The following is a 20,863-nucleotide window of genomic DNA, read 5'->3' on the forward strand; positions in this document are numbered from 1 at the left end:
CAAACCGCAACACTGTGGCCTGAACACCCGTCAATTTCATTGTTTGCCGCTTCTGGCTCGGTGATATGCTTGGAAAATCATCATTGTAACGGCTCACTCCGTTCACCCGTGGCTTTCGCAACATGTGCCAACTACTCGGAATGAACTGCGCCGCGCCGACGGACGTCACGTTCTCGTTCACCGGTTTTGCCGCGCGCGGCGGCGTCACCGATCACCACGCAGACGGCTGGGGCATCGCCTTCTTCGAAGACAAGGCCTGCCGGCTCTTCATCGATCACCAGTCGTCGGCCACCTCGCCCATCGCGGAGATGGTCAAGCGCTATCCGATCAAGTCGAAGAACACGATCGCGCATATCCGCAAGGCGACGCAAGGTCATATCCAGCTCGAAAACTGCCATCCGTTCATGCGCGAACTGTGGGGGCGTCACTGGATCTTCGCGCACAACGGCGATCTGCAGGATTACCAGCCGTTCCTCACGGGCGTCTATCAGCCGGTCGGCACCACCGACAGCGAACTCGCGTTCTGCGCGTTGCTGCAAGGCCTGCGCAAGGAATTCCCGGGCTCGCAGCCGGGGCTCGATGAACTCTTCCCCGCACTCGAAAAACTGACGCGCGAGATCACGCAGGCCGGCGTGTTCAATTTCCTGATGTCGAACGGACAGGCGCTCTTCGCGCACTGCTCGACGCGCCTCTATTACCTCGTGCGGCGCTGGCCGTTTTCGACGGCGCATCTGGTCGACGCCGACGTGTCGATCGACTTCGCGAAGTACACGACGCCAGAAGATCGCGTCGCGGTGATCGCCACGCAGCCGCTCACCGACAACGAAGTGTGGACCGCGTTCGAACCCGGCGACCTGCTGATGTTCCAGCACGGCGAAGTGATCGCCCGCACGAATGTGCCGGTGCCGCAGGCCGTGCTCGACAAGCTGCGCGATCCGGCAAGCGACCGCTCGGCCTCGGCGCCGACGCCGGTCGTCCAGGAGCCGATGCCCGCGACCCTCGATCTCGAATCCGACGACGCCGCCGCGTTCGAATCCTGAAACGCGCGCCAATCGGCCGCTGCTGGCAACGCCCGCGCCCAGTAAAAAAGCCGCTTCTTTCGAAGCGGCTTTTTCTTGTGCCCTGGGTGCGGCGCGCCGAACCCTCAGTGCAGGATCTTCGCCAGAAAATCCTTCGCGCGATCCGACTTGGGATTGTCGAAGAATTCGTCTTTACGGTCGTCTTCGACGATCAGGCCACGGTCCATGAAGATCACGCGGTGCGCGACTTTCTTCGCGAAGCCCATTTCGTGCGTGACGCACATCATCGTCATGCCTTCCTGCGCGAGTTCGACCATCACGTCGAGCACTTCGTTGATCATTTCCGGATCGAGCGCTGACGTGGGCTCGTCGAACAGCATCGCGATCGGATCCATCGAAAGCGCACGCGCAATCGCCACGCGCTGCTGCTGACCGCCGGACAGTTGCCCCGGATACTTGTCCGCCTGCGCGCGCAGGCCGACGCGATCCAGCAGCTTCAGGCCCTTCGCATTCGCTTCGTCTTTCGAGCGGCCGAGCACCTTGATCTGCGCAAGCGTCAGGTTCTCGGTAATCGACAGATGCGGGAACAGTTCGAAATGCTGGAACACCATGCCGACTTTTGCGCGCAGCTTCGACAGATTCGTCTTCTTGTCGACAAGCGACTGGCCGTTGATGACGATCTCACCCTTCTGGAACGGCTCGAGGCCGTTCACGGTCTTGATGAGCGTCGACTTGCCCGAACCCGACGGCCCGCACACGACCACCACTTCGCCTTTTTTCACTTCCGTCGTGCAATCGGTCAGCACCTGGAACTGGCCGTACCACTTCGAAACATTCTTGATAGAGATCATCTTGCGACCTTTTTCTGAAGACCCTTGACAAGGCTCGACGCGACCACGCAAATCACGAAATAGCACGCGCCGGCGAACAGTACCATCTCGACGTTGGTGCCGTCGCGATCGCCAATATTCGTTGCCGTACGGAAGAAATCCGCGAGGCTGATCACGTACACGAGCGACGTATCCTGAAAGAGCACGATGGCCTGCGTGAGCAGCAGCGGCACCATCGCGCGGAACGCCTGCGGCAACACGATGAGGCGCATCGCCGTGCCGTACGTCATGCCGAGCGCGAACGCCGCATTGATCTGCCCGCGCGGCACCGCCTGAATGCCGGCGCGGATGATCTCCGAATAGTAAGCCGCTTCAAAAAGCGAGAACGCGACCATCGCCGACGCCAGACGGATGTCGATATCCGCCGAAAGGCCGAGCACGTTCTGCAACACCTGCGGGACGATCAGGAAGAACCGCAGCAGCACCATCACGAGCGGAATCGAACGGAAGACGGTGACGTAGCCCTTCGCGAACCACTCGAACGGCTTGAACGACGACAGCCGCATCATGGCGAGCACGGTGCCCCACACGATACCGATGACGATCGCGATCAGCGTGATCTGGAACGTGATGACGGCGCCGGTCCACAACGTCGGCAGTGCGCCCGGAATGCCACTCCAGTCGAAATGATGCATCACTTGCCTCCGATATAGCCGGGCAGCCGCGCGCGGCGCTCGATCACGCGCATGAACTGCATGACGATGAGGTTGATCAGCACGTACGCGAGCGTGACCGCGATGAACGATTCATACGTTTGCGCCGTGTAATCGACGAGCTGCCGCGCCTGGGCCGACAGATCGAGCAGACCGATCGTGGACGCCACCGCCGAGTTCTTGAAGATATTCAGGAACTCCGAGGTGATCGGCGGCACGATGATCCGGTACGCCACCGGCAGCAGCACATAGCGATACGTCTGCCATTGCGTGAAGCCCATCGCGAGACCCGCGGCGCGCTGGCCGCGCGGCAGCGCGTTGATGCCCGAGCGCACCTGCTCGCACACGCGCGCGGCGGTGAACAGCCCGAGACACAAAATGGACGACGAGAAGAACTGCGCGCCCGGCGGCAGCTGCTTGTACCACGTGCCGATCGAAACCGGCAGCAGTTCGGGTATCACGAGATACCAGATGAAAAACTGCACGATCAGCGGAATGTTCCGGAAGATCGCGACATAAACTGTGCCGATACCGGCGAGCAATCTGTTCGGCAGCGTGCGCAGCACGCCGAAGAACGATCCGACGATCAGCGCGATGACCCACGCTGACAGCGACACCGTAACCGTCACCCAGAAGCCGGACATGATCCAGCCCAGATAGGTGGTCGGTTCGCCGGTCGATACCGGACTCAGCAGAATGCCCCAGTTCCAGTGATAAGACATGAGGAAGACTCCAGCAAAAAGAAACGGAAGAAGCGCGTTGCCCCTTCCGTTTCGTCTGACGCCAGGACCTGCGACGGTTAGTCGATGGCCTTGTCGTTCGGGCTCTTGAAGAGCGCCTTGATGTCATCGCTTTCCGGGAAGTTCAGGTTGAGACCCTTCGGCGGAATCGGCGATTCAAACCACTTCTTGTAGATCTTGTCGGCTTCGCCCGAGGTTTCGACCTTCGCGATCGCGTCGTCGACCACCTTCTTGAACTCCGGATCGTTCTTGCGCAGCATGCAGCCGTAGGCTTCGTGCGATTGCGGTGCGGCAACGATCACGAAGTCGTTCGGCGTGTTCGATTTGGCGCGCTCACCCGCGAGCAGTGCGTCGTCCATCATGAACGCGACGGCGCGGCCGGTCGACAGCGTCAGGAACGACTCGCCGTGATCCTTCGCGCTGATGATGTTCATGCCCATGCTCTTGTCCTGGTTCATCTTGCGCAGCAGGCGCTCGGACGTCGTGCCGGCCGTGGTCACCACCGTCTTGCCCTTCAGGTCAGGCCAGTCCTTGACGCCCGAATCTTTCTTCGTCATCAGGCGCGTGCCGATCACGAAAATCGTGTTCGAGAATGCGACCTGCTGCTGGCGCTCGGCGTTGTTCGTGGTCGAGCCGCATTCCATGTCGATCGTGCCGTTCTGCACGAGCGGGATGCGGTTTTGCGACGTGACCGGCGTCAGCTTGACCTTCAGGTCCGGCATGTTCAGCTTCTGCTTGACCGCGTCAACGACCTTCAGCGCGAATTCCTGCGAGTAGCCGACGACGTTCTGCTTGTCGTCGTAGTAGGAAAACGGAATCGACGATTCGCGATGACCCAGCGAAATGACACCCGTATCCTTGATTTTCTTCAGTGTGCCAGCGTCCTGCGCTTGCGCGCCAACGGTGAACAACCCCAGTGTGGCGAGAAGCAGCGCAGCTTTTTTAATCTTCATGTTGTGATCTCCTATCAAGAACCGGCGCCAGTTTAACAAAGTAATTATTCTGAAAGTAATCGTTGTTAACCATGTCAGGACTTGTGCAGTGCATAAATCCGGCAATGGCTCAGATCGCACATACGCGAAAGCGGGCGGCATCGAATCGATGCCGCCCGTTCACCCGTCTTACGCCCCGATGACCCGCGCGCGGCGAGGCCGCGCTTTAACCCAGGCTCATCAGGGGTACAGGCCACGCATTTCACGCGCCTGAAGGATCCGCTTGCAGGCAACGATAAACGCAGCCGTACGAACCGAGACCTTCTGCTCGCTCGAAACCTGCCAGACCGCCGCAAAAGCTTCACGCATCACGCGTTCGAGGCGCTGGTTGATCTCGTCTTCCGTCCAGAAAAAGCTCGAGAAGTCCTGTACCCATTCAAAGTATGACACCGTCACGCCGCCCGCATTGGCCACGACGTCCGGAATCACGAGGATGCCCTTGTCGTGCAGGATGTCGTCGGCGGACGTCGTGGTCGGGCCGTTCGCGCCTTCCACGATGATCTTCGTGCGGATTTTCGCCGCGTTCTTTTCGGTGATCTGGTTTTCCAGCGCGGCCGGGATGAGGATGTCCGACTCGACGCTCCAGAAGTCTTCGTTCGCGATCGCGTCGGCTTCCGGGAAACCGCCGACGCCGCCCGTCTTCGCCACGTGCTCCAGCAGCGCGCGCGCGTCGATACCCGACGATTTGTACACCGTGCCGGTGTGATCCTGCACCGCGACGACCTTCGCGCCGGCGTCCTGGAAGAGACGCGCCGCAATGCCGCCGACGTTGCCGAAACCCTGCACCGCGATGCGCGCGCCTTCGATGTCGAAGCCGATACGGCGGGCCGCTTCGCAACCCACGACGAACACGCCCCGGCCCGTCGCCTCACGACGGCCGAGCGAGCCGCCGAGCGTGATCGGCTTGCCGGTCACGACGCCGGTGGCCGTCTGCCCCTGGTTCATCGAGTACGTGTCCATCATCCACGCCATGATCTGCTCGTTCGTGTTCACGTCCGGCGCGGGGATATCGGTGTTCGGCCCGATGATGATGCCGATTTCGCTCGTGTAGCGGCGCGTCATGCGCTCCAGTTCGCCACGGGAAAGCGTACGCGGATCGACGCGGATACCGCCTTTCGCGCCGCCGTACGGCACGTTCACCGCGGCGTTCTTCACCGACATCCACGCGGACAGCGCCATCACTTCCGAGAGCGTCACGTCCTGGTGATAACGCACGCCGCCCTTGCCCGGGCCGCGCGAAACGTTGTGCTGCACGCGATAGCCTTCGAAGTGCGCGACGGTGCCGTTGTCGAGTTCGATCGGCACATCGACGATCAGAATGCGCTTCGGGCGCTTCAGCGTTTCGAGCCAGCGCGACAGGGAACCGAGGTAAGGCGCGACGCGGTCGACCTGACGAAGATAGTTGCCCCAGGGGCCGAGGTCGTCGCTGTGAAGGTAGGACGGGATGGACTGCGAGGTGAATGCGGACTGCTCTTGGGATGACATGAACGCTCCTGCGTCGATCGAATGGAGCCATTGTCGAAAAAGGGCGTCACGAAATCCAATGCCGTTTGATTATTGCGTTATGTTTTTCTTGCATAACGTTCAAAATACGAAAAAATCTGTCGCATTTTGTGTGGGCATCGACGGTTGCATTGCACGTCAGAGTGTGTCATGTGAACGTCATGCCGCGTCATGCGCCAGTTCCGCCGTCACGACGTCCCACAGCTGGCGCACCAGCACCTGGCGCGGGTCGTCGCCTTGCGCCGCGAGCTTGTCGCGATAGAGACGGATTTCCATCGTCAGCGTGAACTGGCCTTGCGCGACGCCGCGTGACCCGCGATCCAGACGGATCAGGCTGCCGTCGGCCACCGCGTCCTCGACGGCGCTATGCGGCAGGAACGCGAGGCCGTGGCCGGCGAGCGTCATCGCCTTCAGCCCTTCGGCCATGTCCGTTTCATACACGCGATCGAGATAGAGACGGGTCGGCGCGTTGGCGACGATCACCTCCGTCATGCGCCCGAGATAGGCGTTCGGCGTGTACGACAGATATGGCGCCGGTGCTTCGGGCGTGCCGGGCAGCGTGTGGCGCGGCCGGCTCCCGCGCAGCGGCGCGGAGAACGGGCTGATCGGCTCGACGCCTAGCGTCAGCATGTCGTAGCGCGCCGGATCAAGCGCGACCGGATGGCTCGGATGGTGATAACCCATCACCAGATGGCAGCCGCCTTCGACGAGCGAAAGCACGGCGTCATGCACGTTCAGCGCGCGCAGACGCGTGTGGATCGGGCCGAGTTGCGCCTCGATGCGTTGCAGCCAGCGCGGAAAATACGTGAGCGACAACGTGTGCGGAACAGCGAATTCGATCGTCGCGGCCGGCGTTGCCGTGTGGCCGCGCAGCAGCGCGCGCGCTTCGTGAAACTGCGAGAGCATCGCGAGCGCCTGCTCGTAGAACACCTGGCCCGCGGAGGTGAGACGCGTCGGGTAAACCGAACGGTCGATCAGTTCCGTGCCAAGCCACGCTTCGAGCGCCTGGATGCGGCGCGAGAACGCCGGCTGCGTCACATGCCGCAGCTCGGCCGAGCGGCTGAAGCTGCGGGTTTCCGCGAGCGAAACGAAGTCTTCGAGCCATTTCAGTTCCATGCGGACCCTGGTCGCCGTGCGGCAAAAGGAGAAGTCAGCATTCTAGCGGCGCGGCTGTCCCATCGGGCGCGGATACGGGTACGAGCGGGCTCCGGCGGCCGCCAGTGGTAAAATTCCGGGTTCTTCCAGATTCTGTTCCTCACCTTCCGTCCCCGCCTCCATCATGTCCGATACCCGTCCCGATACCCTTTTCGCGCTGACCGCCCTCTCTCCGCTCGACGGCCGCTATGCCGCGAAAACCGAAGCCCTGCGCGAATGGCTCTCGGAAGCCGCATTCATGCGCCATCGTGTGACGGTCGAGATTCACTGGCTGATCGCGCTCTCGCGCGCCGGTTTCGCCGAAGTGCCGCGCTTCTCCGAGGCATCGGAGCAGTTCCTGCTGCAGCTCGTCGAGCGCTTCACCGCGCACGACGCCGCGCGCATCAAGGAAATCGAGCGCGTGACGAACCACGACGTGAAGGCGGTCGAATACTGGCTGAAGGAATCGGTGAAGGGTCAGGCGGAACTGGAACGCGCGAGCGAGTTCATCCACTTCGCGTGTACGTCGGAAGACATCAACAACACGTCGCACGGCCTGATGCTGGCGGGCGCGCGTGAACACGTGATCCTGCCGGCGCTGCGCTCGGTGCATCAGCGCCTCGTCGCGCTCGCGCACGCGCAGGCCGAACAGCCGATGCTGTCGCGCACGCACGGCCAGCCGGCCAGCCCGACGACGCTCGGCAAGGAAATCGCCAACGTCGCCGCGCGTCTGGAACGCGCGATCGAGCGCGTCGCGAAGGTCGAGCTGCTCGGCAAGATGAACGGCGCGGTCGGCAACTTCAACGCGCATCTGTCGGCGTATCCGGAGTTCGACTGGGAAGCGTTCTCGCGCGAAGTGGTCGAAGAGCGCCTGAAGCTCACGTTCAATCCGTACACGATCCAGATCGAGCCGCATGACTACATGGCCGAACTGTTCGATGCCGTGTCGCGCGCGAACATCATCCTGCTCGACCTCGACCGCGACGTGTGGGGCTACATCTCGCTCGGTTACTTCAAGCAACGTCTGAAGGCTGGCGAAATCGGCTCGTCGACGATGCCGCACAAGGTCAACCCGATCGACTTCGAAAACTCGGAAGGCAACCTCGGGCTTGCGAACGCGACGCTGCGCCATCTGGCCGACAAGCTGCCGGTTTCGCGCTGGCAGCGTGACCTGACCGACTCGACGGTGCTGCGCAATATCGGCGTCGCGTTCGGTTACTCGCTGCTCGCCTATGACTCGCTGATTCGCGGGCTCGACAAGCTCGAAGTGAACGCAGCGCGTCTGAACGAAGATCTCGACAACTGCTGGGAAGTGCTGGCCGAGCCGGTGCAGACTGTCATGCGCCGTTATGGCATCGAGAATCCGTATGAACAGCTGAAGGAACTGACGCGCGGCAAGGGCATCACGCGCGAAGGCTTGCAGGCGTTTATCGGCGGCCTGAACATTCCGGCCGACGCGAAGGAGCGTCTGCTCGCGATGACGCCGGCTTCGTATGTCGGCAAGGCGGTGGAACTGGCGAAGCGGATTAAATAAGTCTGCTGTTCGCGTTTCACGCGGCACGAAAAAGGCGCTCCCACGGAGCGCCTTTTTCACATCCACCACGCGCCCAAATAATCAGCGCGCCTCAACCTGCTTCAACACCTCATCGACGATCTGTTCCGGCGTGAGCTCGATACTCACCGTGATCGCCTCATCCTCACCCGGCTCCTCGAGCGTATCGAGCTGGCTCTGCAACAGCGATGGATCGAAGAAGTGTCCGGTACGCGTCTGCAACCGCTCTTCCAGCACCTCGCGCGAGCCTTTCAGATAGACGAAGCACACGTCCTTGTCGCCGGCACGCAGGATGTCGCGATACGAGCGCTTCAGCGACGAGCACGTGAACACCGCATCCGCCCCCGTGCGCTGCTCTTTCTCGATCGCCGCGCGGATCGTGCGCAGCCACGGCCAGCGGTCTTCGTCCGTCAACGGGATGCCGTGATGCATCTTCTCCTTGTTGGCTTCGCTGTGAAACGCGTCGCCATCCGTGAAGTCGCAGTGCAGGCGCCCGGCGAGCAACTCGCCGATCCGCGTCTTGCCCGCGCCCGACACACCCATCGCGATCAGAATCATCGAAAACTCCTTGCTTACAGTACCGCCGCGAGCGCGAACGTCAAACCCAGACCCATCAGCGAAATGATGGTTTCGCACAGCGACCACGTCTTGAACGTCTGGCCCACCGTCATGCCGAAATATTCCTTCACGAGCCAGAAGCCGCCGTCGTTCACGTGCGAGAAGATCAGCGAACCGGAACCCGTCGCCAGCACCAGCAGTTCGGGCTTGACCTGCATGCCACCGGCCGCCGCGATCGGCGCGACGATGCCGCAGGCGGTCGTCATCGCGACCGTCGCCGAACCCGTCGCAAGACGGATCAGCGCGGCAACGAACCAGCCGAGCAGCAGCGGCGACAGATGCGCCGACGTCGCCGTATCGACGATCTGCTTCGAGATGCCGCTCTCGATCAGCACCCGGCCAAAGCCGCCACCCGCGCCGACGATCAGCGTGATGCCCGCGATCGGCGCGAGGCAGTCGCCGCAGAACTTCTGGATCTGCTCACGGTTGAAGCCGCGCTTCGCACCGAACGTCCAGAAGCTGACGAGCACCGCGATCAGCAGCGCTACATCCGAGTTGCCGACAAAGTGCAGCAGGTCGTTCGCCACCGTCTTCGGCGCGAACACGAGGTCGGCCCAGCTGCCGATCAGCATCAGGATCACCGGCAGCAGGATCGTGAAGAGCGTGATGCCGAAGCCCGGCAGATCGCGCTTCTTTTCATCGTCCGCGTGCTCGTTGATGAACTGCGCGGCGAGCGGATTGTTCGCCGGCAGCTTGACGTATTTGTGGATCAGCAGCGCGAACAGCGGACCGGCGACGATCGCCGTCGGCACGCCGACGATGAGCCCGTACGCGATGGTCTTGCCGATATCCGCGTGATACGCCTGCACGGCGAGCAACGCCGCGGGGTGCGGCGGAATCAGGCCATGCACGACCGAAAGACCCGCGACCATCGGCAGGCCGATCAGCAGCAGCGATTTGCCGGTGCGCTTCGCGACGTTGAACGCGATCGGGATCAGCAGCACGAAGCCGACTTCGAAGAACACCGGCAAGCCGACGATGATCGCGACGACCATCATCGCCCAGTGAATGTTCTTCTCACCGAACTTGTCGATCAGCGTGGTCGCGATGCGTTCCGCGCCGCCCGACTCGGCCATCATCTTGCCGAGCATCGTGCCGAGGCCGACGACGATCGCGATGTGACCCAGTGTGTTGCCGTTGCCGGTCTCGAACGCCTTGACGATCGTGTTCATCGGCATGCCGACCGCGAGGCCGAGCAGCAGTGAAACGATGATCAGGACGAGAAACGGATAGACCTTGAAACGCGTGATCATCAGGATCAGGACTGCAATCGCGATCAGCGCGTAGACCAGCAGCATGCCGCCGTGAACAGCTTCCATGAAGCTCCTCCTTGTTGTTTATTCGTATGGATGCAACATGCCGCCGGCACCCGGGTTGACAGCCAGACGCGGCGGCATTCAGGGCCGTCCGCGCGGACGCTGAATTCTACTGTCAGTTGAAGTTTTCTGTACTGGACTGTAGTAGATGACGCTCATGACGGGAAATCCTGAATGCAAAAAAAGCCTCACTGTTGCGGCCATCAGACCGTTTCAACGAGGCTTCTCTGGCGAAACCCATGCGCGCACGCATCGTGCGGGCATTTTTATGCGGCGGCGCGCGTCAGCCCGCCCACGCTCAGTGCGAAGGCGCGGCCAGCTGGCTTGCCGCGCGCGCGAGACGCGTGACTTCGTCCCAGTTCTGCGCGGCCAGCGCCGACTTCGGCGTGAGCCACGAACCGCCGACGCACACCACGTTCGGCAGCGACAGGAAATGCGTCGCGGTTTCCGCGGTGATGCCGCCCGTCGGACAGAACTTCAGCGTCGGGAACGGACCGCTGAACGCCTGCAGCATCGGCACGCCGCCGGCCTGCTGCGCCGGGAAGAACTTGACGATCTCATAGCCGAGTTCCAGCGCGACGATGATGTCCGTCGGCGTCATCACGCCCGGCAGCAGCGGCAGGCCGGCGTCCTGCGCGGCCTGGTGCATCTCTTTCGTGAGGCCCGGCGAGACGCCGAACGTAGCACCCGCTTTCTTCGCCTTCGCGCACTGCTCCGGCCGCGTGATCGTGCCGACGCCGACGACGATGTCCTCCGCCAGCTGGCTCGCGCGCTCGATCGCCTTCAGGCCGGCGTCCGTGCGCAGCGTGATTTCGAGCACCTTGACGCCGCCGGCGTGCAGCGCACGCGACACGTTCTCGCCCTGCTCGACCGAGTCGAACGCCAGAACCGGAATGACCGGACCCAGACGGACGATTTCGCTCACTGTCTTTTGCGTCATGTTCATGCTCCCTGTTTCTGCAATTCGTGGATTTCGCCGATCATCGGACCGAACACCGATGCGCCATGCTCCGCCGGCGCCGCCGAGGCACGGAAAACGCCGAACAGTTCGCGGCCAAAGCCGACTTCGTTTTCCGCCTGATGCGCCGGCTGCGCGACCGCGCGCGCCGCCCATGTGGCTGCATCGATTTCGACGTCGAGCACGCCCGCTTCGGCATCGATGACGATCGTGTCGCCCGTCTGCACCTTGCCGATCGGCCCTTGCAGCAACGCTTCCGGCGAAATGTGGATGACCGCCGGCACCTTGCCCGATGCGCCGGACATCCGTCCGTCGGTCACGAGCGCGACGTGGAAACCCTGATCCTGCAACACGCCGAGCAGCGGCGTCAAACGATGCAGTTCGGGCATGCCGTTTGCCCGCGCGCCCTGGAAGCGCACGACCGCCACGAAGTCGCGCTTCAGCTCGCCCCTGTCGAACGCTTCCTGCACGGCTTCCTGTGAATCGAACACGATGGCCGGCGCCTTCACCTTGCGATGCTGCGCCGCAACCGCCGAAATCTTGATGACACCGCGACCGAGCTTGCCCTGCATCAGACGCAGGCCGCCATCCGGCTGGAACGGCTCCTTGATGCTGCGCAGCACGGCGGTGTCGTGGCTATCCGCCGCGCCCGGCGTCCACGTCAGCTTGCCATCGATCAGCTTCGGCTCTTCGGTGTAATGCGACAGGCCGCGCCCGGCAACCGTGTTGACGTCTTCGTGCATCAGGCCGTCTTCGAGCAGGTTGCGGATCAGGAACGCCATGCCGCCGGCCGCGTGGAAGTGGTTCACGTCGGCCTTGCCGTTCGGGTAGACCCTGGCGAGCAGCGGCACCGCCTGCGACAGCGTGTCGAAGTCGTCCCAGTCGATCACGATGCCCGCGGCGCGCGCGATCGCGACCAGATGCAGCGTATGGTTCGTCGAGCCGCCGGTTGCCAGCAGGCCGACGATCCCGTTGACGATCGCCTTTTCATCGATGACGTGGCCAATCGGCGTGTAGTTGCCGCGCTCGGCCGTGAGGTCGAGCACGTGGCGCGCGGCCTGCGCGGTGAGCGCGTCGCGCAGCGGCGTGTGCGGGTGGACGAACGCCGAGCCCGGCAGATGCAGGCCCATCACTTCCATCAGCATCTGGTTGCTGTTCGCCGTGCCGTAGAACGTGCAGGTGCCGTGGCCGTGATAGGCCGCCGCTTCCGCCTCGAGCAGCGCATCGCGGCCCACTTCGCCACAGGCGAATTTCTGGCGGATCTTCGCCTTGTCGTCGTTCGAGAGGCCGCTCGTCATCGGGCCGGCCGGCACGAAGATCGTCGGCAGATGGCCGAATTGCAGCGCGCCGATCAACAGGCCCGGCACGATCTTGTCGCACACGCCGAGACACAGCGCCGCGTCGAACATGTTGTGCGTGAGCGCGACGGCCGTGCTCATCGCGATCACTTCGCGCGAAAAGAGCGACAGTTCCATGCCCGCGTTGCCTTGCGTCACGCCATCGCACATCGCCGGCACGCCGCCCGCGAACTGCGCGACGCCGCCGTTTTCACGCGCGGCCGCCTTGATGATGTCAGGGAAATTCTTGTACGGCGCGTGCGCCGACAGCATCTCGTTGTACGACGAAACGATGCCGATGTTCGGTTCGCGGATTGTCTTGATCGCGAGCTTCTCCTTGCCCTCGAGACCGGCGAAGCCATGAGCGAGGTTCGCGCACGACAGCACGCCACGCGCCGGAAATTTGCCCTGCGCGCGGTCGATGCGCGCCAGATAGGCCGCCCGGCTGGGCTTGCTGCGTTCGATCACGCGTTGCGTGACCTTCGTCAATTGCGGATGCGGGGAAACCATCGAAGCTCCTTCGTCGCTGGCTGCGCGGGGCTCGCACGCGGCGCCAGATTGATATCGCGGGGGACGGCTTTCACAGCCGACAAAGCGATGTTAGTAGAAAAACTACATAACCGCAACGACCTGCCGACTCACGTTTCAGGATACCGGAATCGCCTCTAAAGCCTCTCCATACGGCGCTTAAGACAAAATCACGCGAAACCCAGGGATTACACCTACAGCGGGATATGTAGTTTTTGTACATATCAGCGCGATCAGCTATAGTCCACGCATTCTTCAGCATAGTGCGAGTTTTCCGATGATGCTGTCCCAGGTGGAGGCCATGCGCGACCAGTTGCGTCCGTCCGAGCGCAAGCTGGCCGACTACGTGATCGAGGCGCCCCGCGAGGTGCTCGACCTGTCGATGACGGAAGTGGCGGCGCGCGCGGGCGTGAGCCAGCCGACGATCGCGCGCTTCTGTCGCGCGCTCGGTTTTTCAGGTTTCAGGGAGTTCAAGATTCGCCTCGCGCAGGGCATCGCGGCCGAGGTGCCGGCGGTTTATCGCGACGTGCGCGCGGACGAGCCGACGCCGGGTGTCGCCGCGAAAGTGCTCGACCGGACGATCGGCGCGCTGATCCAGGTGCGCAACAACCTGTCGTCGGATAGCGTGGCGGCGGCGATCGCACTCCTCGCCGATGCGCGACGCATCGAGTTCTACGGCGCGGGTGGCTCGGGTATCGCGGCGCTCGACGTGCAGCACAAGTTCTTCCGCCTCGGCGTGCCAAGCGTCGCGTATTCGGACCCGCATACGTTCCTGATGTCGGCGGCGCTGCTGGGCAAGGGCGACGTCGTGGTCGCGATTTCGAATACCGGACGCACGCGCGACATCGTCGATGCCGCGCGCTCGGCGCTGGCCGCGGGTGCGAGGGTGATCGCGATCACGCACGGCAATTCGCCGCTCGCGCGGCTTGCCACGGTCGGGCTGTACGCGAACGTCGATGAAGACACGGATATCTTTTCGCCGATGACATCGCGCGTTTCGCATCTCGCGATCGGCGACATTCTGGCGGTGGGCGTGGCGCTCAGACTGGGGCCGGAACTGCTCGGCAAGCTCGCTGAGGCGAAGGACATATTGCGACGACGCCGGATCGAAGACGCCGCCACGGGCGCGGCCGCGGGCAAACCCGCGGCAAACGCGGCGAAACGCTGATCAGAACGGCTTGATCACGACGAGCGCGACAGCGGCGAGCAAGCCGAGAACCGGGAGTTCGTTGAACATCCGGTACCACCTGTCCGAGCGCCGGTTTTCGCCGCGCTCGAATGTGCGCAGCAGGACGCCGCAATACAGGTGATAGACGACGAGCAGCACGACCACGCCGACCTTCGCGTGAATCCAGCCCTGCCCGCGTCCGATGCCGACCGCGAGCCACAGCCACAACCCGCACGCAAGCGCGGGCACGGCGATCAGCGTCATGAAGCGAAACAGCTTGCGCGCCATGATCAGGAGCCGCTTGACCGCGGCGGGTTCCGTTTCCATCGCCAGATTCACGAAGATGCGCGGCAGGTAAAAGAGCCCTGCAAACCAGGCAGCAACCAGTACGATGTGAAACGTCTTCACCCAGAGCATCGGCGGTCCTTGGAAACTTGTTGTGTGTGATTGGCGTGATGACGAAGAGGCTCGCGCGTTACTGACGCCCTTCCCCATGCCCCAGCACGACGTATTTCATCGATGTCAGGCCTTCCAGCCCAACCGGTCCGCGTGCGTGCAGCTTGTCGTTCGAGATGCCGATTTCCGCGCCGAGGCCGAATTCGAAGCCATCCGCGAATCGCGTCGATGCGTTGACCATCACGCTCGCCGAATCCACTTCGCGCAGGAAACGCATCGCGCGGTCGTGGTCTTCGGTGACGATCGCATCCGTGTGCGCCGAGCTGTATTCGTTGATGTGCCCGATCGCCGCGTCGATGCCGTCGACGACCTTGATCGCCAGCACCGGCGCAAGATATTCGGTGCGCCAGTCTTCCCCGGTGGCGTCGACGAGCGGGCCGACACCGGCCGCTTCGAGCACCGCGCGCGCCGCCGGGTCGACGCGCAGCTCGACCTCCTTGTCGCGATACAGCTTGCCGAGCGGCGGCAGCACTTCATTCGCGATGCCGCGCGCGACCAGCAGCGTTTCCATCGTGTTGCACGTGCCGTAGCGGTGCGTCTTCGCGTTGTCGCAGACGGTGAGCGCCTTCGCGATATCCGCGCGGTCGTCGACGTACACGTGGCAGATGCCGTCGAGATGCTTGATCATCGGCACGCGCGCCTCTTCCATGAGCCGCGCGATCAGGCTCTTGCCGCCGCGCGGCACGATCACGTCGACGTATTCCGTCATCGTGATCAGCACGCCGACCGCCGCGCGATCCGACGTGCCCACGACCTGCACCGCGTCCTGCGGCAGGCCGGCCGCTTCCAGCCCTTCGCCGATCAGCTTCGCGAGCGCTGTGTTGCACTCGAGCGCTTCGGAGCCGCCGCGCAGGATCGTGGCGTTGCCGGACTTCAGGCATAACGCGGCGGCGTCGATCGTCACGTTCGGGCGCGATTCGTAGATGATGCCGATCACACCCAGGGGCACGCGCATCTGCCCGACCTGAATGCCGCTCGGACGATACTTGAGATTGCTGATTTCACCGATCGGGTCCGGCAGCGCCGCGACCTGGCGCAGGCCCTCGACCATCGTCTTCAGCGCCTTGTCGGAGAGCGTCAGACGGTCGATGAACGCGGCATCATGGCCTTTCTCGCGGGCCTTCGCGACGTCGCGCGCGTTCGCGGCTGTCAGCGTCGCCGCATCGCGTTCGATGGCGTTCGCCACGGCTTCCAGCGCGGCGTTCTTCGCGGCCGTCGAGGCACGCGCCATCGCGCGCGAAGCGTGTCGTGCGCGGCGGCCGAGGTCGGTCATGTACTGGCTGATGTCCATCGTCGTTCTCTTGGTGTCGCGCCTGGCTCACGCGCGGGGCGCAGACAGGAATAGCTGGATTGGCGGAAAAGATGCGTCGATTGTAAGTCGGGGACGGCGGCTTTGCTGAAGGTGCGTCCGTTGGTGCGTCCGTTGCCGGACACCGGCTGGCGATATCAGCGTGGCCGCGAGGCTGGGCGGCCTGGCGCTACCGCCGTTGCCCTGGCTCCCGCGCCCGGAGCGGATTTCGCTGGCGAAGCAACTGTCATCGCCAGTTCGAAAAGTCCGCTCCACGGGTCAGGCGGCGGATCGTGACGATGATCGCCCGGTGTGCCGCCGGACAAACCCTTCACCTGACGGTCGAGCCGTGCGGCCAGCGCGAGACCCTTTTCGAGCGCGGCTTCCGTGACGCGCGACAATGCCGGCCCGACGAGCCGCTCGCGTGGACCCCACACGCGGTTTTCGCGCAGCAGGATCGCAAGCGGCTTGCCGGTCTCGACACCGCGCTTGATACGCAGCAACGTCCGCACTTCCTCGACGACGGCCCACAGCACGAGCACGGCCGCCTCGCCTTCGCCGCGCAGCCCGTCGAGCATGCGCGAGAGCCGGCTGACATCGCCCGCGAGCATCGCTTCGTTGAGCTTGAAAACGTCGTAACGCGCGACGTTCAGCACGGCGTCGTGGATCTGCTCGAAGCTCAACACGCCTTGCGGATAAAGCAGGCCAAGCTTCTGGATTTCCTGATGCGCGGCGAGCAGATTGCCCTCGACACGCTCGGCGATAAACTGCAGCGCGCGGCGACCTTCTTCGCCCGCGGCAACCCGCTGACCCTGCTGCGCGAGCCGCTGCCCGACCCACGCCGGCAGTTGCGCCCGCTCGACCGGGTCGATCTTCAGCGCGACGCCCGCCTCGGCGAGTGCCGTGAACCACGCCGACTTCTGCGTGGCGACATCGACACGCGGCAACGTCACCAGCGTCAGGACATCGGGACTGGACGCGGCGGCGAGCGTCTTGAGCGCGTCCGCGCCTTCCTTGCCCGGCTTGCCCGACGGAATGCGCAACTCGACCAGCTGGCGGTCACCGAAGAGCGACATCGACTGGCTCGCGCCCAGCAGCGAACTCCAGTCGAAACCGCGCTCGACGGTAAACACGGAGCGGTCGGTGAACCCGGCCGCACGCGCCGTCGCGCGAATGCGATCGCACGCTTCCTGCGCAAGCAGATGCTCGTCGCCATACACGACGTACAGGCCAGCGAGGCCTTTCGCGAGGTGCGGTTCGAGCGCGTCAAGTCGCAGTTGCATAGGGCTGGCTACGGTTGCACAGGATAAAGACGGGTCACTGGAGACGGCTCACAGCGGCGGCGGCGGCAACGGCGCACGCGGCGCGACCGCCGGCGCTTCCTCGCCCGGCGCCGGATGCAGCGAGCGGACCACCGCGAGACGACGCGTCAGCTGGTCGACCGCGTCGTTCTGCATGTCGGCGAACAGGATGTCGGCTTCGGCGCCCTTTGCCTGCGAGAACTGGTCGCTATAGGTCATCGCGCGGTTCAGCGCGATCGAGCTCGGCGGGATCAGCAATGTGCCGTCCGCGCCAGTGAGCGTGTAGTTCAGCGAGTAATTCAGTTGATACTCTTCGACGACGCCGAGCGAATTCAGCGTGAGCACGCTGTTGCTGCGTCCTTCGGACATCCGCAGCACGGCGTCCGCGCTGGTCGCCGCGTTGACGACCACGGTATCGCTGCCGCCTTCGATCATCCGGGTCAGCCGCGCGGCAACCGCAGCCGGCGCGCCCGTGATATTGAGGCGCTTGAATGCGTAATTCTGCTGGCCGCGCAGCTGGAAGCCGCATGCGGACAACACCATCACACCACACGCGAGCGTCAAGAACGATCTGCGAATCACATTGGCTCCCTGAATACCCGGCGACGGACAGGGCCGGCTTCCACACGCGTTGCCGGCACCCTGTTCATCCCGCTGCTTTCCGTTAAACGACGACGTTGACGAGACGACCCGGCACGACGACGATCTTCTTCGGCGGCTTGCCTTCGCCGAATCTCGCGACCATCTCGTGCGCGAGCGCCGCCTGTTCGATCGCTTCGCGCGCGGCGTCTTTCGCGACCGTCAGCGCGCCACGCACCTTGCCGTTCACCTGCAGCACGAGTTCGATCTCCGACTGCTCGAGCGCCTGTTCGTCGACCTTCGGCCACGGCGCATCGAGGAGCGTGCCGGCTTCGTCGGCGTAACCGAGTTCCTGCCACAGCTGGAACGTCGCGTGCGGCACGACCGGATACAGCACGCGCAGCAGCACGCCGTAGGTTTCGCGCAGCACGGCAGGCGTCGCGCCTTTCGCGCTCTCGATGGCGTTGAGCATCTTCATCGCCGCCGACACCACCGTGTTGTACTGCAGACGCTGGTAATCGTAGTCCGCCTGCTTCAGCACGCTATAGATCTCGCGACGCAGCGCCCTGTCGGTGTCGGTGAGTTTCGCGACGTCGAACGATGCCCGCCGGGCCAGCGCCGCCTCGTTCGCCTGACCGAACGTCCACAGACGACGCAGGAAGCGGCTCGCGCCCTCGACGCCCGAACCCGACCACTCGAGCTGCTGTTCCGGCGGCGCCGCGAACATCACGAAGAGACGCGCGGTGTCGGCGCCGTACTGGTCGATCAGCACCTGCGGATCGACGCCGTTGTTCTTCGACTTCGACATCTTCTCGACGCCGCCGAGCACGACCGGCTGGCCGTCGGCAATCAGCACCGCGCCCACCGGACGGCCCTTGTCGTCATACGTGACGGTGACGTCGGCCGGGTTGTACCAGGTTTTCTTGCCCGCGTCGCTTTCGCGATAGTAGGTTTCGTTCAGCACCATGCCCTGCGTGAGCAGGTTCTTCGCCGGTTCGCCGAACTTCACGAGACCCATGTCGCGCATCACCTTCGCCCAGAAACGCGAATACAGCAGGTGAAGAATCGCGTGCTCGATGCCGCCGATGTACTGGTCCATCGGCATCCAGTAATCGGTGCGCGCGTCGACCATCGTCTTCGCGTCCGGCGCGGCGTAGCGATAGAAGTACCACGACGAATCGACGAACGTGTCCATCGTGTCGGTTTCGCGCTTCGCCGCCGCGCCGCACGTCGGGCACGTGCAGTTCAGGAACGCCTCGCTCTTCGCGAGCGGATTGCCCGTGCCGTCCGGCACGAGGTCTTCCGGCAACACGACGGGCAGATCCTTTTCCGGCACCGGCACGTCGCCGCAGCTCGGGCAGTGGATGATCGGAATCGGCGTGCCCCAGTAACGCTGGCGCGAAATGCCCCAGTCACGCAGACGCCACGTGATCTGCTTGTCGCCGAGGTCGAGCGCTTTCAGGTCGGCGGCGATCGCGTCGACGGCGGCCGCGTAGCCAAGACCGTCGTATTTGCCGCTGTGTACGCAGGCGCCGCCTTCCTTGTCGCCGTACCACTCCTGCCAGGCTTCGGTGGAGAACGTCTTGCCACCAACCGCCACGACCTGTTTGATCGGCAGGCCGTATTTGTTGGCGAACGCGAAGTCGCGCTCGTCGTGGGCCGGCACGCCCATCACGGCGCCTTCGCCGTAGCTCATCAGCACGTAGTTGCCGATCCAGACTTCGACCTTCTCCTGCGTCAGCGGATGCGTGACGAAGAAGCCGGTGGCCATGCCCTTCTTTTCCATCGTCGCGACGTCGGCTTCCGCCACGCCGCCGCGCTTGCACTCTTCGATGAACGCCTGCAACTCCGGGCGGCCCTGTGCGAGACGCGTCGCGAGCGGATGCTCGGCCGCGACCGCGCAGAATGTGACACCCATGATCGTGTCGGCGCGCGTCGTGAACACGCGAAGCAGCTTCGCTTCGCCGTCGATCTCGTACGGGAAGCCGAAGTTCACGCCAAAGCTCTTGCCGATCCAGTTCTGTTGCATCACCTTCACGCGCTCGGGCCAGCCGAGGCCTTCGAGGTCGCTCAGCAGTTCATCCGCGTATTGCGTGATGCGCATGTAGTACATCGGGATTTCGCGCTTCTCGACGAGCGCGCCCGAGCGCCAGCCGCGACCGTCGATCACCTGCTCGTTCGCGAGCACGGTCTGGTCGACCGGATCCCAGTTCACCGTGCCGGTCTTCTTGTACGCGATGCCCTTTTCGAGCATCTTCAGGAAGAGCCACTGGTTCCACTTGTAGTAATCCGGGCTGCAGGTCGCGACTTCACGCGACCAGTCGATGGCAAGGCCCATCGACTGCATCTGCTTCTTCATGTACGCGATGTTGTCGTACGTCCACTTCGCCGGCGGCACGTTGTTCGCGATCGCCGCGTTTTCGGCGGGCATGCCGAACGCGTCCCACCCCATCGGCATCAGCGTGTTGTAGCCGTTCATCCGCAGATAGCGGTACATCACGTCGTTGATCGTGTAGTTGCGCACGTGGCCCATGTGCAGCTTGCCCGACGGGTACGGCAGCATCGAGACGCAGTAGAACTTGGGCTTGTCGGAGGTTTCCGGTGTCCGGTAGGCGTCGGAAGCGCGCCATTGCCCTTGCGCGGCGGATTCGACGTCGGAGGGAACGTATTTTTCGTGCATGGTGTGGTGGAGTCGCTGGGTCGGTGCTTTCGCACCGGGCCGGGTGCTTTGCTTGATGGAATCGGTCGCCCCCTTGCGGGGGAAAGGGCTGATTATACCGTCCGGCGGCGCGGTGACCGGGCCGCGGCGGTGCGATTTGCACAGGCGGGTT

General features: G+C 63.6%; 18 protein-coding genes. 3 read left to right on the top strand and 15 right to left on the bottom strand.

Going from position 1 to position 20,863, the window contains the following annotated elements; all coding sequences use genetic code 11:
- Positions 1-122 precede the first annotated feature (122 nt).
- Complete coding sequence (locus tag BLV45_RS11080) at positions 123-1,040, top strand: class II glutamine amidotransferase (protein WP_090532676.1); 918 nt, start codon at positions 123-125, stop codon at positions 1,038-1,040.
- Between the two features lie 104 nt (positions 1,041-1,144).
- Here BLV45_RS11080 and BLV45_RS11085 read toward each other — a convergent pair whose 3' ends face one another.
- The 6 genes from BLV45_RS11085 to BLV45_RS11110 form a co-directional block, all read right to left on the bottom strand.
- Complete coding sequence (locus tag BLV45_RS11085) at positions 1,145-1,870, bottom strand: amino acid ABC transporter ATP-binding protein (protein WP_090532678.1); 726 nt, start codon at positions 1,868-1,870, stop codon at positions 1,145-1,147.
- Positions 1,867-2,544, bottom strand: a complete 678-nt coding sequence (gltK, locus tag BLV45_RS11090) for a glutamate/aspartate ABC transporter permease GltK (protein WP_090532680.1) — start codon at positions 2,542-2,544, stop codon at positions 1,867-1,869. Before gltK ends, BLV45_RS11085 begins: the two co-directional genes overlap by 4 nt.
- A complete protein-coding gene (locus tag BLV45_RS11095; protein ID WP_090532682.1) occupies positions 2,544-3,284 on the bottom strand; it encodes an amino acid ABC transporter permease in 741 nt (246 codons plus the stop codon). The genes gltK and BLV45_RS11095 overlap by 1 nt, the downstream gene beginning before the upstream one ends.
- 77 nt (positions 3,285-3,361) lie before the next feature.
- A complete protein-coding gene (locus tag BLV45_RS11100; RefSeq protein WP_090532683.1) occupies positions 3,362-4,255 on the bottom strand; it encodes a glutamate/aspartate ABC transporter substrate-binding protein in 894 nt (297 codons plus the stop codon).
- A 219-nt stretch (positions 4,256-4,474) separates the two neighbouring features.
- Complete coding sequence (locus BLV45_RS11105) at positions 4,475-5,779, bottom strand: Glu/Leu/Phe/Val family dehydrogenase (RefSeq protein WP_090532685.1); 1,305 nt, start codon at positions 5,777-5,779, stop codon at positions 4,475-4,477.
- Between the two features lie 177 nt (positions 5,780-5,956).
- Positions 5,957-6,913 carry a LysR family transcriptional regulator gene (locus BLV45_RS11110; protein ID WP_090532687.1) on the bottom strand — a complete coding sequence of 319 codons (957 nt, stop codon included), beginning with the start codon at positions 6,911-6,913 and terminating at the stop codon, positions 5,957-5,959.
- A 163-nt stretch (positions 6,914-7,076) separates the two neighbouring features.
- Between BLV45_RS11110 and purB the strand changes: the two genes are divergently transcribed.
- Complete coding sequence (gene purB, locus BLV45_RS11115; protein ID WP_090532689.1) at positions 7,077-8,465, top strand: adenylosuccinate lyase; 1,389 nt, start codon at positions 7,077-7,079, stop codon at positions 8,463-8,465.
- Between the two features lie 81 nt (positions 8,466-8,546).
- Here purB and BLV45_RS11120 read toward each other — a convergent pair whose 3' ends face one another.
- From BLV45_RS11120 to edd, 4 genes are all read right to left on the bottom strand, one after another.
- Positions 8,547-9,041, bottom strand: a complete 495-nt coding sequence (locus BLV45_RS11120) for a gluconokinase (RefSeq protein WP_090532691.1) — start codon at positions 9,039-9,041, stop codon at positions 8,547-8,549.
- A 14-nt stretch (positions 9,042-9,055) separates the two neighbouring features.
- On the bottom strand, positions 9,056-10,420 hold the full coding sequence (locus BLV45_RS11125; protein WP_090532693.1) for a GntP family permease: 1,365 nt from the start codon (positions 10,418-10,420) through the stop codon (positions 9,056-9,058).
- 295 nt (positions 10,421-10,715) lie between these two features.
- Positions 10,716-11,357, bottom strand: coding sequence for a bifunctional 4-hydroxy-2-oxoglutarate aldolase/2-dehydro-3-deoxy-phosphogluconate aldolase (gene eda / locus BLV45_RS11130; protein ID WP_090532900.1), 642 nt, complete (start codon positions 11,355-11,357; stop codon positions 10,716-10,718).
- Positions 11,358-11,359: 2 nt separating this feature from the next.
- A complete protein-coding gene (gene edd / locus BLV45_RS11135) occupies positions 11,360-13,222 on the bottom strand; it encodes a phosphogluconate dehydratase (RefSeq protein ID WP_090532695.1) in 1,863 nt (620 codons plus the stop codon).
- 295 nt (positions 13,223-13,517) lie between these two features.
- On the opposite strand from edd, the gene BLV45_RS11140 reads away from it, so the two are divergent.
- Positions 13,518-14,408 carry a MurR/RpiR family transcriptional regulator gene (locus BLV45_RS11140; RefSeq protein WP_090532698.1) on the top strand — a complete coding sequence of 297 codons (891 nt, stop codon included), beginning with the start codon at positions 13,518-13,520 and terminating at the stop codon, positions 14,406-14,408.
- Here the strand turns inward: BLV45_RS11140 and BLV45_RS11145 are convergent, their stop codons facing one another.
- The 5 genes from BLV45_RS11145 to leuS all read right to left on the bottom strand — a co-directional run bounded on the left by BLV45_RS11145 (position 14,409) and on the right by leuS (position 20,712).
- Positions 14,409-14,825, bottom strand: coding sequence for a CopD family protein (locus tag BLV45_RS11145; protein WP_090532700.1), 417 nt, complete (start codon positions 14,823-14,825; stop codon positions 14,409-14,411).
- A gap of 58 nt (positions 14,826-14,883) precedes the next feature.
- Positions 14,884-16,155 carry a glutamate-5-semialdehyde dehydrogenase gene (locus tag BLV45_RS11150; protein ID WP_090532702.1) on the bottom strand — a complete coding sequence of 424 codons (1,272 nt, stop codon included), beginning with the start codon at positions 16,153-16,155 and terminating at the stop codon, positions 14,884-14,886.
- 155 nt (positions 16,156-16,310) lie between these two features.
- Positions 16,311-17,435 (bottom strand): DNA polymerase III subunit delta, encoded by a 1,125-nt coding sequence (gene holA / locus BLV45_RS11155; RefSeq protein ID WP_090532704.1) that lies wholly within the window; start codon positions 17,433-17,435, stop codon positions 16,311-16,313.
- 48 nt (positions 17,436-17,483) lie between these two features.
- A complete protein-coding gene (locus BLV45_RS11160) occupies positions 17,484-18,035 on the bottom strand; it encodes an LPS-assembly lipoprotein LptE (protein WP_090532706.1) in 552 nt (183 codons plus the stop codon).
- A gap of 82 nt (positions 18,036-18,117) precedes the next feature.
- Positions 18,118-20,712: a leucine--tRNA ligase gene (leuS, locus tag BLV45_RS11165; RefSeq protein WP_090532708.1), complete on the bottom strand. Its 2,595-nt coding sequence runs from the start codon at positions 20,710-20,712 to the stop codon at positions 18,118-18,120.
- Between the last annotated feature and the right edge of the window lie 151 nt (positions 20,713-20,863).

The sequence above is a fragment of the Paraburkholderia sartisoli genome (genome assembly GCF_900107685.1).
In the GTDB taxonomy this organism is placed as follows: domain Bacteria; phylum Pseudomonadota; class Gammaproteobacteria; order Burkholderiales; family Burkholderiaceae; genus Paraburkholderia; species Paraburkholderia sartisoli.

Coding starts and splice junctions, on each gene's coding strand:
- BLV45_RS11080 (WP_090532676.1), top strand. CDS start 123: ATGTGCCAACTACTCGGAATGAACTGCGCCGCGCCGACGGACGTCACG.
- BLV45_RS11085 (WP_090532678.1), bottom strand. CDS start 1,870: ATGATCTCTATCAAGAATGTTTCGAAGTGGTACGGCCAGTTCCAGGTG.
- gltK (WP_090532680.1), bottom strand. CDS start 2,544: ATGCATCATTTCGACTGGAGTGGCATTCCGGGCGCACTGCCGACGTTG.
- BLV45_RS11095 (WP_090532682.1), bottom strand. CDS start 3,284: ATGTCTTATCACTGGAACTGGGGCATTCTGCTGAGTCCGGTATCGACC.
- BLV45_RS11100 (WP_090532683.1), bottom strand. CDS start 4,255: ATGAAGATTAAAAAAGCTGCGCTGCTTCTCGCCACACTGGGGTTGTTC.
- BLV45_RS11105 (WP_090532685.1), bottom strand. CDS start 5,779: ATGTCATCCCAAGAGCAGTCCGCATTCACCTCGCAGTCCATCCCGTCC.
- BLV45_RS11110 (WP_090532687.1), bottom strand. CDS start 6,913: ATGGAACTGAAATGGCTCGAAGACTTCGTTTCGCTCGCGGAAACCCGC.
- purB (WP_090532689.1), top strand. CDS start 7,077: ATGTCCGATACCCGTCCCGATACCCTTTTCGCGCTGACCGCCCTCTCT.
- BLV45_RS11120 (WP_090532691.1), bottom strand. CDS start 9,041: ATGATTCTGATCGCGATGGGTGTGTCGGGCGCGGGCAAGACGCGGATC.
- BLV45_RS11125 (WP_090532693.1), bottom strand. CDS start 10,420: ATGGAAGCTGTTCACGGCGGCATGCTGCTGGTCTACGCGCTGATCGCG.
- eda (WP_090532900.1), bottom strand. CDS start 11,357: ATGACGCAAAAGACAGTGAGCGAAATCGTCCGTCTGGGTCCGGTCATT.
- edd (WP_090532695.1), bottom strand. CDS start 13,222: ATGGTTTCCCCGCATCCGCAATTGACGAAGGTCACGCAACGCGTGATC.
- BLV45_RS11140 (WP_090532698.1), top strand. CDS start 13,518: ATGATGCTGTCCCAGGTGGAGGCCATGCGCGACCAGTTGCGTCCGTCC.
- BLV45_RS11145 (WP_090532700.1), bottom strand. CDS start 14,825: ATGCTCTGGGTGAAGACGTTTCACATCGTACTGGTTGCTGCCTGGTTT.
- BLV45_RS11150 (WP_090532702.1), bottom strand. CDS start 16,155: ATGGACATCAGCCAGTACATGACCGACCTCGGCCGCCGCGCACGACAC.
- holA (WP_090532704.1), bottom strand. CDS start 17,435: ATGCAACTGCGACTTGACGCGCTCGAACCGCACCTCGCGAAAGGCCTC.
- leuS (WP_090532708.1), bottom strand. CDS start 20,712: ATGCACGAAAAATACGTTCCCTCCGACGTCGAATCCGCCGCGCAAGGG.